Source organism: Saccharothrix variisporea (assembly GCF_003634995.1).
In the GTDB taxonomy this organism is placed as follows: domain Bacteria; phylum Actinomycetota; class Actinomycetes; order Mycobacteriales; family Pseudonocardiaceae; genus Actinosynnema; species Actinosynnema variisporeum.
The window spans coordinates 7894744-7910740 of sequence record NZ_RBXR01000001.1; the positions used below are offsets into that span (position 1 = coordinate 7894744).

A 15997-nucleotide genomic window follows, 5' to 3' on the forward strand; every position below is an offset into this window, starting at 1 on the left:
GTGGCGGGCCGTCCGCGTCAGGTCGCGGCCTCGTGGAGGAGGTCGTGGGGGAGGCCCTGGCCCACGGCCCAGGCCTCGGCGAGTCGGCCGTCGGTGACGCGGAAGATCTCGATCAGCATCGGACGCAAGCCCTCGACCGGGATGCCCTCCACGGACGAGCGGATCGCGACCCGGTCGTGGTCGACCAGGACGTCCTCGGCGACGACGCGGTAGTCGGGGAAGTGGGCGACGAGGGTGCGCCACGCGCGCTTGCCCGCCTCGAAGCCGGTGGTGCCCAGGGGGTGGCTGAAGAAGTCCGGGGTGAACAGGTCGTCGGCCTGGTCGAACTGGCGGGTGTTGAAGCACTCCTGCATCCGGCGCACCAGGGTTTCGGGGTCGCGTGTGGTCATCGGCGCACTCCTCGCGGGACGAGCAACCGGGGCGACGCCCCGCTTGTGCGCGACTATACGGGGCACCGCCCCGGTTACACTAGGCCGCGATGCCCAGCCTAGAGACCGAGAAGACCCGCGCACTGCGCGCCGACGCACGCCGCAACCGGGACCGCGTGCTGCGGACCGCGCAGCGGCTGTTCGCGGAGCGGGGGCTGGCCGTCTCGCTCGACGAGATCGCCCGTCACGCGGGTGTCGGCCCCGGCACGGTCCACCGGCACTTCCCCACCAAGGAAGCGCTGTACCTGGCCGTCGTGATCGACCAGTTGGAGCAGCTGGTGGCGGAGGCGAAAGCGCTTGCCGCGGCGGACGACCCGGAGGCGCTGTTCACCCAGCTGACGCGGATGACGGCCATGGGCGCGGAGAACGCGACCGTGAAGAGCGCCCTGATGGCCGCCGAGTTCGACCTGCGCACCGTGGCGGCGGACGTGGCCGCCGAGCTGACCGACCAGGTCGCCCACCTGCTCGCCCGTGCGCAGGCCGCCGGAGCCGTGCGTGCCGACGTCACCGTCGACGAGGTGATGGCCCTGGTGGCGGGCACCTTCGCCGCGATCCGCCACGCCGGCGCGGAGTCCGACCCGGAACGCTCGGCGCACCTCGCCCGACTGGTCCTCGACGGCCTGCGGGTCAGAGGCTGACCACCGCGAGGCAGCCGGTGACGGGCTCGCCGTCGGGACCGTCCGGGTACCAGGTGCCCACGACGCCGGACGCGTCCGACCGCATCCCGGGGGTCAGGACGCGGACGACCTCGATCCGCGAACCCAGCGGGCCGTCGAGCACCCCGCGGGCCTCCGCCGGGCCGACGCCCGACCGGCCCGCGGGCTCCGACACGCCGCCGGTGCGGACCAGGTCGAGGACTCGGGCGCGCCAGGTCGGGTCCACCGGGGCGTCGTAGATCCAGCGGGTGCCCAGGACGCTGTGGTCCGGGGTGGCCAGCAGGGACTCGGCGGGGGCGTCGGGCAGGGGAGTGCCGCGGTAGGTGAGGGGGACGTGGTAGAGGTCGGTGCCGTCGCTCACCAGGTGCGCCTCCATGCCGACCTCGCCGGCCGGGTCCTCCAAGCGGTAGAAGCCGATGGGGCGCAGGGTGGGGACCTCGTCACCCCGGTACCAGGGTTGGCGGGACACCCAGCGGGGCAGGAACTCGCGGAAGCCGGGGGTCAGGGTCGCGCCGGCATGGATTTTCGCCACGGGGTCAACCGTACGCAGCGGGACCGGGTGATCGGTCCTAGGCTCGGCTGATGGAGCTGCCCAGGGGACTGGTGGTGTTGCTCGGGACGGCCGCCGCGGTGGTCGTCGGCGCGGGGATCACGGCGCTGTCCTGGCTGATCGGGCCGGTGTTCCTCGCGCTGACGCTGGTGATCGGGGTCAGCCCGGTGCACTCCTGGTTGCGCCGCAAGGGGTTGCCGACGTGGGTCGCCGCCACCGCGCTGGTGCTGGGCGTCTACTCGATCCTGTTGTCCCTGGTCGTGGTGCTGGTCGTGTCGGTGGCGCAGTTGACCACCCAGCTTCCCCAGTACGCCGACCGCGCCCGCGCCCTGGCCGACTCGGTGGTGGGGCAGCTCGCGCGGTTCGGGGTCGGGGTGGACGAGTTGCGGCAGGTCGCGGACGGGCTGGACATCGGGCGGGTCGCGGGGGTGCTGGGCACGGTGCTCAGCGGGGTCGGCGGGCTGGCGTCGAACATCGTGTTCCTGTTGTCGCTGCTGGTGTTCCTGTCGGTGGACGCGGGCAGCGCGGGCGACCGTCTGGCCGTGATCGCGCAGGACCGGCCGGAGGTGGCGAAGGCGCTGACCCGGTTCGCCTCCGCCACCCGCCGCTACCTCGTCGTGTCCACGGTGTTCGGGCTGATCGTGGCGGCGCTGGACGGCGTGGCCCTGGCGATCATGGGCATCCCGCTGCCGATCCTGTGGGCGCTGCTCGCGTTCATCACCAACTACATCCCGAACGTGGGCTTCGTGCTCGGCCTCGTCCCGCCCGTGCTGCTGGCCCTGCTGGAGAGCGGCTGGCAGCTCGCGCTGTGGGTGGTCGTGGTCTACAGCGTGCTGAACTTCGTGGTGCAGACGCTGATCCAGCCCCGGTTCGTCGGCGACTCGGTCGGCCTGTCCACCACGGTCACGTTCCTGACGCTGCTGTTCTGGGCGTGGCTGATCGGCCCGCTGGGCGCGGTCCTGGCGATCCCGTTGACCCTGCTGGCCAAGCTGGTGCTGGTCGACGTCGACCCGAAAGCCCGGTGGGCCGACGCCTTCCTCAGCTCCAAGCCCGCGAAACGCGCCTCATAGCTCCAGGCCGGTCAGCACCAGCACGTGCTGCTCGGTCAGGTCGTCCATCGCCGCCCGCACGCCCTCGCGGCCGGTGCCGGATTCCTTGACACCGCCGTACGGCATCTGGTCGGCGCGGAAGCTCGGGACGTCGCCCACGATCACCCCGCCCACGGCCAGCCGTGCGGAAGCCTTGAACGCCAAGCGCACGTCGTGGGTGAAAAGCCCGGCCTGCAAGCCGAACCGGGAGGCGTTGACCTTGTCGAACGCCTCCTCCACCGAGTCGACCGGGGCCAGCACGACGACCGGCCCGAAGACCTCCTCGTCCACCACCTTGCACCCCTCGGGCACGTCGGCGAGCACGGTCGGCGCGTACACCGCGCCGTCGCGCGTCCCACCGGTCAGCACCCGGGCACCGGCCGAGACGGCCTCGGACACCCAAGCCTCGACCCGTTCCGCCGCGGCCTCGTTGATCAGCGGGCCGACGTCGGTGGCGGGGTCCTGGGGCGCGCCGGTGCCCAGCTTGCGCACGTGCGCCACAACGCCGTCAGCCACAGCGTCATACACGTCCCGGTGCACGTAAACGCGCTGCACCGAGATGCAAGACTGCCCGCCCTGGTACATGGCGAAAGTCGCGATCCGCTGCGCCGCCCAGTCCAGGTCCGTCCAATCAGGACAGACGATGGCCGCCGCGTTGCCGCCCAGCTCCAGCACGACGTGCTTGCGCGGCACCTGTTCCAGGATCGAGTACCCGACCGGGCCGGACCCGGTGAACGACACGACCGGCAGCCGCGGGTCCGACACCAGCGCGCCGGCCGCCGAGTTGGGCACCGGCAGCACCGACCACGACCCCGCCGGCAGGTCGGTCTCCGCCAGCAGGGAACCCAGCAGCAGCGCCACCAGCGGCGTCGCGGGCGCGGGCTTGACGATGATCGGCGCGCCCACGGCGATCGCGGGCGCCACCTTGTGCGCCACCAGGTTCAGCGGGAAGTTGAACGGCGAGATGCCCAGCACCGGGCCGCGCGGCGCCCGCCGGACCAGGGCCAGCCGGCCGGACGCGGCGGGGTCGGTGTCCAGGCGCTGCAACTCGCCGGAGAACCGCCGCGCCTCCTCGGCCGCCCACCGGAACGTCGACACCGCCCGCGCGACCTCGATCCTCGACCACTTCACCGGCTTGCCGGACTCGGCGGTGATCAGCTCCGCCACCTCGTCCGCGCGCTCGGCCAGCCGCCGCGACACGTGGTCCAGCGCCGCCGCGCGGGCGTGCGCGGGCAGCACCGCGAACTCCGGCGCGACCGCGTGGGCCGCCGCGACCGCGCGTTCCACGTCCTCCGGCGTGGCCCACGACGTGGTGCCGGCGAGCGCGCCGTCGTGCGGCGAGCGCACCTCCACCACGTCCCCGCTCGACGCGGCCCGCCCGGCTACCCAGTAGTTCATCCTGCGACTCCTCCGTTGATGGCCCGCTCCACGACCGCGACGCCCTCGGCCAGCAGGTCGTCCGGGATGACCAGGGGCGGCAGCAGGCGCAGGACGTTCCCGTACGTCCCGCACGTCAGCACTACCACGCCCGCCGCGTGGCACGCCGCCGCGACCCGCGCCGCCACGGCGGGCGTCCGCTCGGCGAACTCGACGGCCAGCATCGCGCCCCGCCCGCGCACCTCGCCGCCGTCACCCAGCGCCGCCCGCAGCCGGGGCACGACGTACTCCTCGATCCGGCGGGCGGCGGCGTTCAGGTCGCGCTCGACCATGGTGTCGATCGCGCCCAGCGCGGCGGCGCACGCGACCGGGTTGCCCCCGTACGTGCCGCCCAACCCGCCGACGTGCACGGCGTCCACCAGCTCCGCCCGCCCGGTCACGCCCGCCAGCGGCAGCCCGCCCGCGATGCCCTTCGCCGTGGTGACCAGGTCCGGCACGACGCCTTCGTGGTCACTGGCGAACCACGAGCCGGTGCGGCAGAACCCGGTCTGGATCTCGTCGGCCACCAGCACCACACCCCGGTCCCGGCACCACCGCGCGAGAGCGGGCAGGAACCCGGGCGCGGGCACGATGAACCCGCCCTCGCCCTGGATCGGCTCGATCACCACGCACGCCGTGTTGTCCGCGCCCACCTGCTTCTCGATCGCCTCGACCGCCCGCGCCGCGGCCTCCTCGCCGCCGAGCCCGTCGCGGAACGGGTAGGACGCCGGCACCCGGTACACCTCGGGCGCGAACGGGCCGAACCCGTGCTTGTACGGCATGTTCTTGGCGGTCAGCGCCATCGTCAGGTTGGTGCGCCCGTGGTAGCCGTGGTCGAACACCACGACCGCCTGCCGGCCGGTGGCGTGCCGGGCGACCTTCACCGCGTTCTCCACGGCCTCCGCGCCGGAGTTGAACAGCGCCGACCGCTTCTCGTGCGTGCCGGGGGTCAGCTCGTTGAGGCGCTCGCACACCTCCACGTACCCCTCGTACGGGGTGACCATGAAGCAGGTGTGGCTGAACCGGTCGATCTGCCGGTGCACGGCCTCGGCCACGCGCGGCGCCGGGTTGCCCACGCCGGTGACCGCGATGCCCGAGCCCAGGTCGATGAGCCGGTTGCCGTCCACGTCGACCAGCAGCCCGTCCTCGGCGTGGTCGACGAACACCGGCAGGGTCGAGCCGACGGCCGCCGACACCGCGCCCTTGCGCCGGGCGGTCAGCTCCTGGGAGCGGGGGCCGGGGATCTGGGTGAGCAGTCGGGTCATGGTTCGAGCATCGGCCCTGCGCCGCGCCGGCGCACCTGCCCGAAATGGCGATTGAAGAGGCGGAAGCTGTACAAAGTGTCCATGCCGTTGACGCTGGCCCGCCTGGCTCGTGAGGTGGGGCTGACCGTGCACGTCGACACCGGGTTGGACCGGCCGGTGGCGTGGGTGCACAGCACCGAGCTGGCCGACCCGACGCCGTTCCTGGAGGGCGGCGAGCTGCTGCTGACCACCGGCATCGCGCTCGGCCCGTACCCCGCCTACGCGCGGCGGTTGGCGGACGCGGGTGTGGTGGGGCTCGGGTTCGGCACGGGGCTCAGCCACGCGGTGATCCCCGACGAGCTGGTGGACGCGGCCCGGTCGGCGGGGCTGGCGGTGCTGGAGGTGCCGCGCGCGGTGCCGTTCATCGCGATCACGAAGGCGGTGTCGCGGGCGGTCGCGGCCGACGAGTACGCGGCCCTGACCCGGACCAGCGAGGCGCAGCGCGCGTTGACCCGGGCGGCCCTGGCCGCGCCGGCGGCGGTCGTGCGGCGGCTGGCGGGCTTGCTCGGCGGTGCGGCGGCACTGCTCGACGCTTCGGGGGAGTTCGTGCACGTCAGCGGGGATCTGCCGGACCTGCGTGCGGAGGCGGCGCGGTTGGGGCACGGCCCGGCGGGCTCGGCGTGGCAGGCGGGCGAGCGGCACCTGGCGTTGCAGGTCCTGGGCCGGCACGGCTACCTCGCGGTGGCCACCCCGAAGCCGCTGGACAGCGTCGACCGGACCGTGGTCAACACGGCCGCGTCCCTGCTCACGCTCGGTCTGGCCGGGTCGGACGCGGTGGACGAGGTGCGGCGCGAGCTGCGGACCACCCGGTTCCGCCTGCTGCTGGCCGGAGAACCCGTCGACGGAGTGCCGGAAGGCCCGTTCCGAGTCGTCGTGGCACCGCGCGGGGAACCGACCGGGTTCTGGGCCGAGTACGACGGCGACCTCGTGGTGCTGACCGACCGGCCCGACGGCTCGGGGCACGCGTCCAGCCCGGTGGACGCGTCGAGCGTCGGACGCGGCTACCGCGAGGCGCTGCGGGCGCGGGAGGAGCGGGTCGCGCGCTTCGAGGACGTGCCCGGGTCCGGTCTGCTGGCCGTCGACGCCGACCGGTTCGCCGCGGCCCTGCTGGCCCCGCTGGACGACCGGCTGCGCGAGACGCTGCGCGTGTGGCTGGCCTGCCACGGCCAGTGGGACCCGGCGGCGGCGCGGCTGGGCGTGCACCGGCACACCATCCGCAACCGGGTCAAGCGGGTGGAAGAGCTGCTGGGCCGTTCGCTCGACTCGCCCGGGGTCCGTGCGGAGCTGTGGTTCGCGTTGGCATCCGAGTGAAAACGTCAACTGGCAACAAATCCTTGTTTGTGACGGGATTGCTACGGGTACGTGGACCCGAAATGTCGAACCGGGTAGCTAGTCGCGTCACCAGACCGGTAGCTTTCCGGACGCGGACGGCTCTGTCGGGGCAGCGGAGGTCAGCCGGATGTGGGACGGGGACCTGACCGGAGAGGTCGTCGACGGGCGGTACGCCCTGGGCGGGCTCTACGGGTCCGGCGGCATGGCCGAGGTCTACCGGGCGTACGACACCGAGTTGGACCGCAGGGTCGCGATCAAGGTGTTCCAGGGCACGGCGACCCTGGAGGACCAGATCCGCCTCGACCGCGAGGCGCAGATGCTGTCCGAACTGGACTGCCCGGGTGTGGTCGCGGTGTACGGCACCGGCTCGTACCGGGGACGGCCGTTCTACGTCATGCAGGCCATCGACGGCGGCACCCTGCGGCGGCGGATGCGCGAGGCGCTGGCCCCCGAGGTCGTCGCGCGCATCGGCGCGCAGGTCGCCGAAATCCTCGGGCACGTGCACCGGCACGACGTCGTGCACCGGGACGTGAAGCCGTCGAACATCCTGCTGGCCACCGACGAGCGCCGCGCCTACCTGGCCGACTTCGGCCTGGCCCTCCAGGGGCAGGTCACCCGCGTCACCCGGTCGGGCGTCCTGGTCGGCACGGCCGGCTACCTGGCCCCCGAGCAGGTGCGCGGCGCGGAGGTCGGGCCGCCCGCCGACGTCTACGCGCTGGGCCTGGTCCTGCTGGAGTGCCTGACCGGCCGGCCCGAGTACCCGGGCGGCGACACGGAGGCGGCTCTGGCGCGCCTGCACCGCGAACCGCGCATCCCGTCGAACCTGCCGGCGGAGTGGGTCGAGGTCCTGACCGCCATGACCCACACCCTGCCGAGCAAACGCCCGACCGCCACCGAGTGCGCCGCCATGCTGGCCGTGGCCGAACGCGCCAGCGCCGGCCTGCGCCCGTTGGTGGGCGTCGAGGTGGCCCCGCGGGTGGCGGAACAGCCGCCCCCGCCCCCGACCGAACCCCGGCGTCGCCGCCGCACGGCCCTGCTGATCGGTGCCGCGGCGGCCCTGCTGGGGGTGGTGGCCATGCTGCACGCGCTCACCATCGGCTCGCGCCCGGACCCGGCGGACACCCGGCAGCAGCTGGACGCCCCGGTGGACCTCACGACGACCGCCGGCGTGGTGCCGCCCGGCGCGACGGCCGGGCTGGACCCGTCGACGGTGACCGTCGTCGAGTCGGGCAAGCAGGTGGCCGGGCCGCCCCAGGACCCGAAGACCGTGGTGGTGGTGACGTCGGTGGTGCTGGAGCCGACCAGCGACAAGCCGAAACCCACCACGACCCGCGACACCGCGAACCCCGAGCCGCCGACCGAGACGATCCGGCCCCACCCGACCACGCCCGAGCCGACCGTCCCGACCCAGGACCCGAAGCCCCGCATGGGCGCCCGGGGCTGACCGGTCAGCGCAGGGCGGGCAGCAGGTCGGACTCGGCGAACTCCAGGAACTCCTCCTGGTTGTCGCCGCCGATCTGGACCAGCGCCAGGTCGGTGAATCCGGCCTCCTGGAACTCCCGCACCGCCTCCACGATCGGCCCCACGTCCGGCCCGCACGGGATCTGCTCGGCCACGTCCGACGGTCGCACGAACTGGGTCGCCCCCGCGAACCCCGCCGGTCCGGGCAGCTCCGAGTTGACCTTCCAGCCACCCGCGAACCAGCGGAACTGGTCGTGGGCGCGCTTGACGGCCTCGTCCTCCGACGGGTCCCAGCACACCGGCACCTGGCCGATCTTGCGCGCCGTCCGGCCCTGGAAGACGTCCCAGTCGCGGCACAGCTCCGCGTTCGGCTCGGTCGTCACCATGGCGTCGGCCAGGGGCGCGAAGGTCTGCACCGACTGGCTGCCCGACACCGCCACCGCGATCGGCACCCGCTTCGACGGCAGGTCCCACAGCTTCGCCGAATCCACCCGGAAGTGTGAACCGGTGTAGTTGACGTACCCGCCGTCGAACAACAGCGAGATGATCTCCACCGCCTCGCGCAGCAGCTCGTGCCGCACGTTCACCGGCGGCCAGCCGCGGCCCACGACGTGCTCGTTCAGGTTCTCCCCGGCACCCAACCCCAGCGTGAACCGGTCGTCCGCGAGCAGCTGCACGGTCGCCGCCTTCTGCGCCACCACCGCCGGGTGGTACCGCATGGTCGGGCACGTCACGTAGGTCATCAGCTCGACCCGCTCGGTCACCTGCGCCACCGCGCCCAGCACGCTCCACGCGTACGGCGCGTGCCCCTGCTCGTCCAGCCAGGGGAAGTAGTGGTCGCTCATGACCTCGAAGTCGAACCCGGCCCGCTCGGCGCGCGCCGCGTGGGCGACCAGCGCCTTCGGTCCGGCCTGCTCGGTCATCAGGGTGTAGCCGATCCGCACGGTCCCCTCCTAGGCCATCGGCAGGTCGGTCAGGTCCGCCCGCAACTGGTCGAGTTCCTCGTAGACGGCCGACGCGCCGTGCTCGCGCAGCTCGGCCTCGCCGAACCCGCCGGTGCGCAGGCACACCACGGGCAGCCCGGCGCGGCGGGCGGCGTCGCAGTCCCACACGGAGTCGCCGATCACCACGGCCCGGCCGCCGGAGTCCACGCGCGACAGCGCCACCTCGATGAGGTCCGGCGCGGGCTTGGACTCCTCCACGTCGTCCGACGACGTCGACACCACGCCCTGCGCGTCGATCAGCTTGACGTAGTGGTCGACGTGGTGGCGCTTGCCGGAGCTGGCGAGCACCACCGCGAAGTCCTGCTCCAGCGCGGCGCTGACCAGGCGGTGCGCGCCCTCCAGTGGGCGCACCTCGGCCAGCATCGGCTCGAACGCGGCCTCCCACGCCTTGCGGATGCCGTCGCCGAGCTCGTCCTCGACGCGCTGCCCGGCGACGGCGGCGACCAGCTTGTCGCCGCCCATGCCGATGGCGCGGTGCAGCTTCCAGGTGGGCACGGTCAGGTCGAACCGGCGGAACGCGCGGAACCAGGCGACGGCGTGGTGGTAGTTGGTGTCGACCAACGTGCCGTCCACGTCCAGGACCAGCGTGTTGCTCATACCGCCGTGGTTTCCCGACCGGCGCACCGGCAAACTAGCCCAGGAACTCCTCGATCAACCGGATCCACTCGGTCGGGGCCTCCAGCGACGGGGCGTGCCCGCTGTCCAGCTCGGCCCACCGCGCGCCGGGGATCGCGTCGGCCAGCGCCCGCGTCGAGGCCGGCGAGATCAGCCGGTCGTGCTTGGTGCCGATCACCAGCGTCGGGACGGCCACCCGGCCCACGTCCCCGGACACGTCCACCCGTTCCACCAGGTCGATCTGGTCGTCGGTGCCCGGCGGCACGGTCAGCGCGATCAGCTCCAGCATCCCCTCCCGCTGCTCGGCGGGCATCGCGCGCTCGAACGGCTCGCCCACCACCAGCGAGAGCTGGTAGCGCGCCAGCTCCTTCCGGTCACCGGCGGCCAGCAGCTGCCGCCACCGCGCCGTGCGCGCCCGCGTCTCGTCGTCCGCGCGGACGAAACCGGAGGTCAGCACCAGCCCGGTCACCCGTTCGGGATGCCGCACCGCGGCCCGCACGGCGACCGCGCACCCCAGCGAGTAACCCAGGACGGCGAACGTCGGCGTGTCACCGGCCGAAGCCACGACCCGGTCGGCCAGGTCGTCCAGCGACAGGGGACCGCCGGCGCGGGGCGTGCTGCCGGACCCGGGGTAGTCCACCCAGAACACCTTGCGCGTGCGGGACAGGACGGGGATCAGCGGGCTGAAGTTCGCGCGCACGGAGCCGCCGGCGCCGTGGGCGAGCACGAGAGCTGAGGTCACCTCCGCGATTGTGCCGGGACCCGGCGGTGCAGCGCGGCCAGTTCGGTGCGCAACGCCTGCTGCAACCAGCGCGACTCGGCCATCCACGGCTGGTCGGTGTGCAGGCACACGTGCACCCCCGACCGGTAGGACGACACCGCCACCCCCACCGCGTGCCCGGCCGCGACCGGCGGCACCGGGTACACCTCCCGCAGCTCGGCCCCGTCCAGCTCGAGCCGGACCGCCGGCAGCGGCACGCTCGTCACCAGGGCGTCGAACAGCAGCGGCGCGCACTTCCCGGCGATCGGCGCGGCGATCCGGTGCACCACCGACGGGATGTGCTCGGCCAGCAACGGCAACGCCCCCGCACCCCGGTCCGCGCCCGCCGCCTTGTGCCGCCCCATGTCCTCCCGCACCAGCCGCAGCCGCTCCAGCGGGTCGACCTCACCGACCGGCAACTCGCACAGGTACCCGGAGATCCGGTTCCCCGCCCCGCCCGCGCCACGCCGGGCCACCGGCACCAGCGCCCGCAACGTGCTGCCCTCGTCCGCGCACCCGTGCGCCGCGAGCCACTGCCGCAACGCCCCGGTCACCAGCGCCAACATGACGTCGTTGACCGTCCCGCCGCAGGTCCGGCGGACCCGGTGCACCTCGTCCACGCCGAGCCGGGCCATCACCACGTGCCGCCGCCGGGACGACAGCGACACCACCGGCGACCTCCGCGCCGGCGGCCGAGCGCTGCGCACCACGTCGGACGCGATCCCCGCCGCCCGCACCAGCCCCTTGACCCCGTCGACCACCCCGGTCCGCGCGGCCGGCACCCCCACGTCCGGCACCTGGTCGAACCCGTCCATCAGCCGCAGCCCCAACCCCACGGCCTTCATGCCGTCGCACAGCGCGTGGTGCATCTTCACCACCACCGCGAACCGCCCACCGGTCACGCCGGTGATGACGTGCACCTCCCACGGCGGCCGACCGAGGTCGAGCGGCTGGGCCATCACGTGCGACACCAACTCGGCGAACCCGCGCCGACCACGCAGGTGGTGCCCGACGACGTGGTCCTCGACGGCGAAGGCCGGATCGTCCACCCAGGAAGCCCCACCGGGCGGAACCCACGAGAACCGGACCCGCCGCCGCAAGGCCGGCACCTCCAGCGCACGCTCACACAGCAGGGCCACGATCCGGGCGGGGTGCACGGGGTTGCGCGGCGCGAACGTGGCCACCGCACCGAGGTGCATGGGGTTGCTCGCGTCCTCCATGCACAGGAACGCGACGTCCAACGGGCTCAACTGGCTCATACGGGTCCTCGCGTCGGGAACACCCAGGCAACCAGCCCAGGGTGACGCGCACGTGGCGCCCCCGTGACATGCCCGGCACATCCCCGCCCGATCGAGCGATCGCGGCGAGTCAGCCCATGTAGACGCGGATCGTCGTGCCGTCCGAACGGGTGTGCAGCCGGACCAGGTCGCAGAGCAGGTTCACCAGCATCACCCCGAACCCGCCGCGCGCCATCGGCCCGGGATTCCCCCGCCCGACCATCGGGTTGTCCAGCCGCCCCCGGTCCCGCACCTCGCACACCACGGCCGGCCCCTCGCACCACAGCAACAACATCCCCCGACCGCCGCCGTGGACCACGCTGTTGGTCGCCAGCTCGTTGACCGCCAGCACCAGATCCTCCACCTGGTCCGCGGTCAGCCCGGCCTCGAGGGCGTAGGAAGCGACCAGCTGCCGGGTCTCCACCAGCGAGTCCACGTCGAACCGGCGGGCCAGCGCCGTGGCCGGGGGCGGTGGCAGTGGCACGTTGAAGTCCTCGGCCGTCAGGAACGGCTCCCGGTAGCCGTGGCTGGGCCGTCGCCGCGAACCCTCGACCATGACCGGGTGGGTGGCCTCCGCGTCGCCCAGGACGTCGGCGGCCAGCGCACTCGTGTCGTACGGGCACAGGATCCACGCCGGGCGGTCCTCGAACGCGGTGTTGACCAGGGCTTCGTGCTGGACGCAGGCCGGGTACTCCAGTGCCGTCCGGCCCGCCCACACCGGCTCGCCGACGATGCGGACGGGGTCGCCGCGGGCGGTGTCGGTGAAGGCGGTGAGCACGCCGGGGATGATGCGGCCCGGGTTGCGGCCGGCCGTGCGCATGTCCAGGAACTCGACCTGGTCGGCGGAGCCGTTCAGGGCTTCGCGCAGGAGGTCGACGTTGTGCTGCGGCACGGCGACCAGGACCGGCTGACCGGCCGCGAGGCCGTCACGGACGAACGGCACCGTGCCGGCGAGGAACTGCTCCGCGTCGCGGTAGAGCAGTGCCTCGTGCACGAAATCGACCACTGGGTGAACCTCCGAACGGGTGCGGTGGGAGGTCTGCCCGTTCGGCACCGCCCTCAAACCCCGCCGCGCCGCCCCCGCTCCAGGCACACCCGGGTCACCGGGTCCAATCCGCGGGCAGCTTCCGCCGCGACGATCTCCGCCAACCCCGGCGACAAGCCCGTGACCTCCCGAAAGCCCAGGCGCTCGTAGTACGGGGCGTTCCACGGCACGTCCCGGAACGTCGTCAACGTCAACCCGTCCAACCCACGCGCTGTGGCCCACATCTCCACGTGGTCGAGCAGCGCGGCCCCGATACCCCGCCGAGCGAAGTCGGGGTGAACGCTGATCTGCTCGACGTGCGCCCGACCGTCCACCTCGACGGCGGCAACCCAGGCGACCGGGTCCGGATCGGCGGCCACCCACACGTGCGCGTGCCGCAAGGCGTCCAACGGCATCGGGTCGTCGTCGGCGATCTCGGGCATGCCGACATCGCGGAACGGCTCCCCGGAGGCGACCTCGATCGCCTGGAGGAGGGGAAGTTCGTCAGGACGGGCAGGTCGCAGGTGCACACCGCGATGATCAGCCCACAAAGCACCCAGCCTCAACCGCTTTAACCAGCGCCCACACCCTCCGCGCGCAGGCGAAGCCGGCGAGCGGCAGTCCCCGGCGTTGCCGGCGAGTCGGCAGTCCCCGGCGTTGCCGGGTGGCAGTCCACCGGTGAGGACACAACTCAACTTGGGCTTCTTGCTTTTGTCATCTCCGTATGGCCTGCCCGAAGGGCTACGACATTTTCCAGGGGTTGCAGCCGAAAGTTTTGCGAGGAACGAGCAAAAGTTTTAGCGGCAACCCCTGGAAAATGTGGTAGGCTCCGCCAGGTCATACGGAGATGACAAAAGCAAGAAGCCCCCGCCGTTGCAGTTGAGTCATCTTTGGTGGCCTGCCCGCCGGCGAGGCGCTTTTCGCTTTTAAGAGCTTTGAACTGAACGCTCCGCTCTCAAGCCGAACGCGCTTCGCGCTGGGACGCGCTGGCGCGCTCGAAAGATGAAAAGCGGCGCTCGCCGCGCGGCAGGCCGCCAGCGGGGGGTGAAGGGCGTCGGTTCCCCCGCCGTATGGCCTGGCGGAGCCAACCACATTTTCCAGGGGTTGCCGCTAAAACTTTTGCTCGTTCCTCGCAAAACTTTCGGCTGCAACCCCTGGAAAATGTGGTAGCCCTTCGGGCAGGCCATACGGCGGGGGAACCGAGGCCCTCCACCTGTGGTTGGGACCACCACACACAGCGCGCTGCGCGCGCCGGAAAGCGAAAAGCTGTGCTGCGCGCGAGAAGATTGGGTGACAGGGGAGGGGCTAGCCCGCGGTGAAGGCTACCTCGACTTCCTTGGCCAGAGCGTCCAGCAGGCGTTCGGCGAAGTCGGCGTCGTCCGGTTCGACCTCGAGTTCCGCGACGCTGCGGCCCGCGCCCAAGGGGCTCACGGTGAGGGTGCCGCGGCGGGTGGGGTCGGCCAGGGACTCCCAGGACAGGCGCAGGTGGTCGAGGTCGGCGGACAGGCGTACCTGGGTGAGACGGCCCTCGTGGCGCAGGATGAGGATGTCGTCGGCCAGTCCGACCACGTCCAGGGGTGGCGGCAGCCACTCGGCGAGCCGTTGGGGTTCCGCGGCTGCGGCGAACACCAGGTCGGGCAGCGCCGGGATGTCGCGTCTGTGCGTGGTCACTCGGCCGGGTTACCCGGCTCCTGGCGTCGGTATGCCGAACCGTCGCGAGGGGCGGCGGTGCCACCGGGGGAAGTGGTGCGTTGTTCGGGGACCACGCGGCCGGCTGCCGCCGATGCCACGTCCGGGAAGTGGGGGAACAGCCGGTCCAAGTCGGTCTTGCCGAACACCCGCCGCACGTGCGGCGGTACGGCGGCCAAGCGCAGCCATCCGCCCGCCCGCTGCGCCCGTGCCCGGGTCCGCACCAGCGCGCTCATCGCCTGCGCACCGCAGAAGGCGACTCCCGACATGTCCAGGATGATCCGGTCCCGACCCTCGGTCACCAGCCGGTCCAGCTTGTCCAGCACGCGGCGGGCGCCCGCCAGGTCCAACTCCCCGGTCGCCACCACCACCGCGCACCCGGTCCGGTGGGCCTCGACCGACAACGCCAGCATCCCCCGCCATTCCTTTCACCGCCGTGCCGCCCGGCTCACGCCACCCGACAAGCCCCGTTGCCCGCGTCGTCCAGGAGGGTGAGCAGCAGCCCCTCCCGGCTCGACCACGGGCAGATCACCACCTCGTCGTGCCCGGTCGCCCGCATCAGCGTCTCGGCGACGACGGCCCCGGCGTACGCCTGCTCCGCGCGGTGCCGGGAGATGCCGGGCAGGGCGGCGCGCTTGGCGGGCGGCATGGACGCCAGGCGCGGGATCCAGCGCCGCAGGTCGGTCACGTCCAGTGAGCGCGGCACCGCCACGCCGTCGCGCTGCGGTCGGGCCCCGGCGAGCCGCGCGAGCTGCTGGAACACCTTCGAGCACCCCACCGCCCGGTGGTCGCGCACGTCGCCGAGCAGGTCGCGCACCTGGCGGCGGACGACCTTCATCGGCACCGGCCTCCTGGTCAGCGCCCGCGCCCCGTACGGCAGGGACCCCACGACCGCCGGCTCCGCCGCGTCACCGGCGGCGACCTCGACCGTGCCGCCGCCGATGTCGAGGACCAGCAGCGGACCCGCGCCCGCCCCGAACCAGCGCCGGGCCGCCAGGTAGGACAGCCGGGCCTCCTCGGCGCCGGACAGCACGTGCAGCGCGACCCCGGTCCCGGCCGCGATCTCGGCGAACACCTCGGGCGCGTTGGGTGCGTCCCGCAGCACGGAGGTGGCGTAGGGCACGATGTGCCGCACCCCGGCCCGCTCGGCGACCGCCAGTGACTGCCGCACGGCCGCCACGACCTGCTCGACGCCCTTGCGGCGCACCCGCGCGGTGTCGTCCAGGGCCTGGTCCAGCCGCAGGCGCACCTTGTGGTCGAGCACGGGTCGGAGCCCGTGGTCGGCGACCACGAGCAGGTGCGCGCTGAAGCAGCCGACGTCCAGCACGCCGAGCTGTCTTCCGCCTTCGGCCATTCCGCAACCGCCTACCGCAACTCGACGAGGTACCGGGGG

Annotated in this window: 17 protein-coding genes; 4 read left to right on the top strand and 13 right to left on the bottom strand. The window is 73.0% G+C overall.

Translation table 11 applies throughout. The annotated features are described in order from the left end of the window. Positions 1-17 precede the first annotated feature (17 nt). On the bottom strand, positions 18-389 hold the full coding sequence (locus DFJ66_RS36160) for an ester cyclase (protein WP_121228159.1): 372 nt from the start codon (positions 387-389) through the stop codon (positions 18-20). Between the two features lie 89 nt (positions 390-478). Between DFJ66_RS36160 and DFJ66_RS36165 the strand changes: the two genes are divergently transcribed. After that, on the top strand, positions 479-1066 hold the full coding sequence (locus tag DFJ66_RS36165) for a TetR/AcrR family transcriptional regulator (protein WP_121228160.1): 588 nt from the start codon (positions 479-481) through the stop codon (positions 1064-1066). Here DFJ66_RS36165 and DFJ66_RS36170 read toward each other — a convergent pair. Further along, on the bottom strand, positions 1056-1616 hold the full coding sequence (locus tag DFJ66_RS36170; protein WP_121228161.1) for a maltokinase N-terminal cap-like domain-containing protein: 561 nt from the start codon (positions 1614-1616) through the stop codon (positions 1056-1058). The two genes, DFJ66_RS36165 and DFJ66_RS36170, sit on opposite strands and share 11 nt — an antisense overlap. Before the next feature lie 50 nt (positions 1617-1666). Between DFJ66_RS36170 and DFJ66_RS36175 the strand changes: the two genes are divergently transcribed. After that, positions 1667-2704 carry an AI-2E family transporter gene (locus DFJ66_RS36175; protein WP_121228162.1) on the top strand — a complete coding sequence of 346 codons (1038 nt, stop codon included), beginning with the start codon at positions 1667-1669 and terminating at the stop codon, positions 2702-2704. On the opposite strand, the gene DFJ66_RS36180 is transcribed toward DFJ66_RS36175, so the two are convergent. Next, a complete protein-coding gene (locus DFJ66_RS36180; RefSeq protein ID WP_121228163.1) occupies positions 2699-4120 on the bottom strand; it encodes an aldehyde dehydrogenase family protein in 1422 nt (473 codons plus the stop codon). The genes DFJ66_RS36175 and DFJ66_RS36180 overlap by 6 nt on opposite strands. Continuing rightward, the gene (gabT, locus tag DFJ66_RS36185; RefSeq protein ID WP_121228164.1) at positions 4117-5403 is read right to left on the bottom strand and encodes a 4-aminobutyrate--2-oxoglutarate transaminase; all 1287 of its coding nucleotides are present in this window, start codon (positions 5401-5403) and stop codon (positions 4117-4119) included. The genes DFJ66_RS36180 and gabT overlap by 4 nt, the downstream gene beginning before the upstream one ends. A gap of 81 nt (positions 5404-5484) precedes the next feature. On the opposite strand from gabT, the gene DFJ66_RS36190 reads away from it, so the two are divergent. Beyond that, the gene (locus tag DFJ66_RS36190; RefSeq protein WP_121228165.1) at positions 5485-6753 is read left to right on the top strand and encodes a PucR family transcriptional regulator; all 1269 of its coding nucleotides are present in this window, start codon (positions 5485-5487) and stop codon (positions 6751-6753) included. Between the two features lie 148 nt (positions 6754-6901). Further along, positions 6902-8218, top strand: coding sequence for a serine/threonine-protein kinase (locus tag DFJ66_RS36195; RefSeq protein WP_121228167.1), 1317 nt, complete (start codon positions 6902-6904; stop codon positions 8216-8218). Positions 8219-8222: 4 nt separating this feature from the next. Here DFJ66_RS36195 and DFJ66_RS36200 read toward each other — a convergent pair whose 3' ends face one another. The 9 genes from DFJ66_RS36200 to DFJ66_RS36240 all read right to left on the bottom strand — a co-directional run bounded on the left by DFJ66_RS36200 (position 8223) and on the right by DFJ66_RS36240 (position 15958). Beyond that, on the bottom strand, positions 8223-9179 hold the full coding sequence (locus tag DFJ66_RS36200; RefSeq protein WP_121228169.1) for an LLM class F420-dependent oxidoreductase: 957 nt from the start codon (positions 9177-9179) through the stop codon (positions 8223-8225). Between the two features lie 9 nt (positions 9180-9188). Then, positions 9189-9836 carry an HAD family hydrolase gene (locus tag DFJ66_RS36205; protein ID WP_121228171.1) on the bottom strand — a complete coding sequence of 216 codons (648 nt, stop codon included), beginning with the start codon at positions 9834-9836 and terminating at the stop codon, positions 9189-9191. Positions 9837-9870: 34 nt separating this feature from the next. Further along, positions 9871-10596: an alpha/beta fold hydrolase gene (locus DFJ66_RS36210; protein WP_246030049.1), complete on the bottom strand. Its 726-nt coding sequence runs from the start codon at positions 10594-10596 to the stop codon at positions 9871-9873. Beyond that, positions 10593-11873 carry a wax ester/triacylglycerol synthase family O-acyltransferase gene (locus DFJ66_RS36215; protein WP_170199869.1) on the bottom strand — a complete coding sequence of 427 codons (1281 nt, stop codon included), beginning with the start codon at positions 11871-11873 and terminating at the stop codon, positions 10593-10595. Before DFJ66_RS36215 ends, DFJ66_RS36210 begins: the two co-directional genes overlap by 4 nt. Positions 11874-11982: 109 nt before the next feature. Continuing rightward, entirely contained in the window at positions 11983-12897 is a 915-nt protein-coding gene (locus DFJ66_RS36220) for a sensor histidine kinase (RefSeq protein WP_211351429.1), read from the bottom strand. Between the two features lie 53 nt (positions 12898-12950). Then, the gene (locus DFJ66_RS36225; protein ID WP_121228175.1) at positions 12951-13445 is read right to left on the bottom strand and encodes a GNAT family N-acetyltransferase; all 495 of its coding nucleotides are present in this window, start codon (positions 13443-13445) and stop codon (positions 12951-12953) included. A gap of 775 nt (positions 13446-14220) precedes the next feature. Beyond that, complete coding sequence (locus DFJ66_RS36230) at positions 14221-14586, bottom strand: SRPBCC family protein (protein WP_121228177.1); 366 nt, start codon at positions 14584-14586, stop codon at positions 14221-14223. Continuing rightward, complete coding sequence (locus DFJ66_RS36235; protein WP_246030050.1) at positions 14583-15017, bottom strand: STAS domain-containing protein; 435 nt, start codon at positions 15015-15017, stop codon at positions 14583-14585. The genes DFJ66_RS36230 and DFJ66_RS36235 overlap by 4 nt, the downstream gene beginning before the upstream one ends. A 35-nt stretch (positions 15018-15052) precedes the next feature. Then, the gene (locus tag DFJ66_RS36240; RefSeq protein ID WP_121228179.1) at positions 15053-15958 is read right to left on the bottom strand and encodes a Ppx/GppA phosphatase family protein; all 906 of its coding nucleotides are present in this window, start codon (positions 15956-15958) and stop codon (positions 15053-15055) included. Positions 15959-15997 lie beyond the last annotated feature (39 nt).

What these genes read in the sequence shown, in the direction of transcription:
- DFJ66_RS36160 (WP_121228159.1), bottom strand. Translation starts at nt 389, where the DNA reads ATGACCACACGCGACCCCGAAACCCTGGTGCGCCGGATGCAGGAGTGC.
- DFJ66_RS36165 (WP_121228160.1), top strand. Translation starts at nt 479, where the DNA reads ATGCCCAGCCTAGAGACCGAGAAGACCCGCGCACTGCGCGCCGACGCA.
- DFJ66_RS36175 (WP_121228162.1), top strand. Translation starts at nt 1,667, where the DNA reads ATGGAGCTGCCCAGGGGACTGGTGGTGTTGCTCGGGACGGCCGCCGCG.
- DFJ66_RS36180 (WP_121228163.1), bottom strand. Translation starts at nt 4,120, where the DNA reads ATGAACTACTGGGTAGCCGGGCGGGCCGCGTCGAGCGGGGACGTGGTG.
- gabT (WP_121228164.1), bottom strand. Translation starts at nt 5,403, where the DNA reads ATGACCCGACTGCTCACCCAGATCCCCGGCCCCCGCTCCCAGGAGCTG.
- DFJ66_RS36190 (WP_121228165.1), top strand. Translation starts at nt 5,485, where the DNA reads ATGCCGTTGACGCTGGCCCGCCTGGCTCGTGAGGTGGGGCTGACCGTG.
- DFJ66_RS36195 (WP_121228167.1), top strand. Translation starts at nt 6,902, where the DNA reads ATGTGGGACGGGGACCTGACCGGAGAGGTCGTCGACGGGCGGTACGCC.
- DFJ66_RS36205 (WP_121228171.1), bottom strand. Translation starts at nt 9,836, where the DNA reads ATGAGCAACACGCTGGTCCTGGACGTGGACGGCACGTTGGTCGACACC.
- DFJ66_RS36215 (WP_170199869.1), bottom strand. Translation starts at nt 11,873, where the DNA reads ATGAGCCAGTTGAGCCCGTTGGACGTCGCGTTCCTGTGCATGGAGGAC.
- DFJ66_RS36235 (WP_246030050.1), bottom strand. Translation starts at nt 15,017, where the DNA reads ATGCTGGCGTTGTCGGTCGAGGCCCACCGGACCGGGTGCGCGGTGGTG.
- DFJ66_RS36240 (WP_121228179.1), bottom strand. Translation starts at nt 15,958, where the DNA reads ATGGCCGAAGGCGGAAGACAGCTCGGCGTGCTGGACGTCGGCTGCTTC.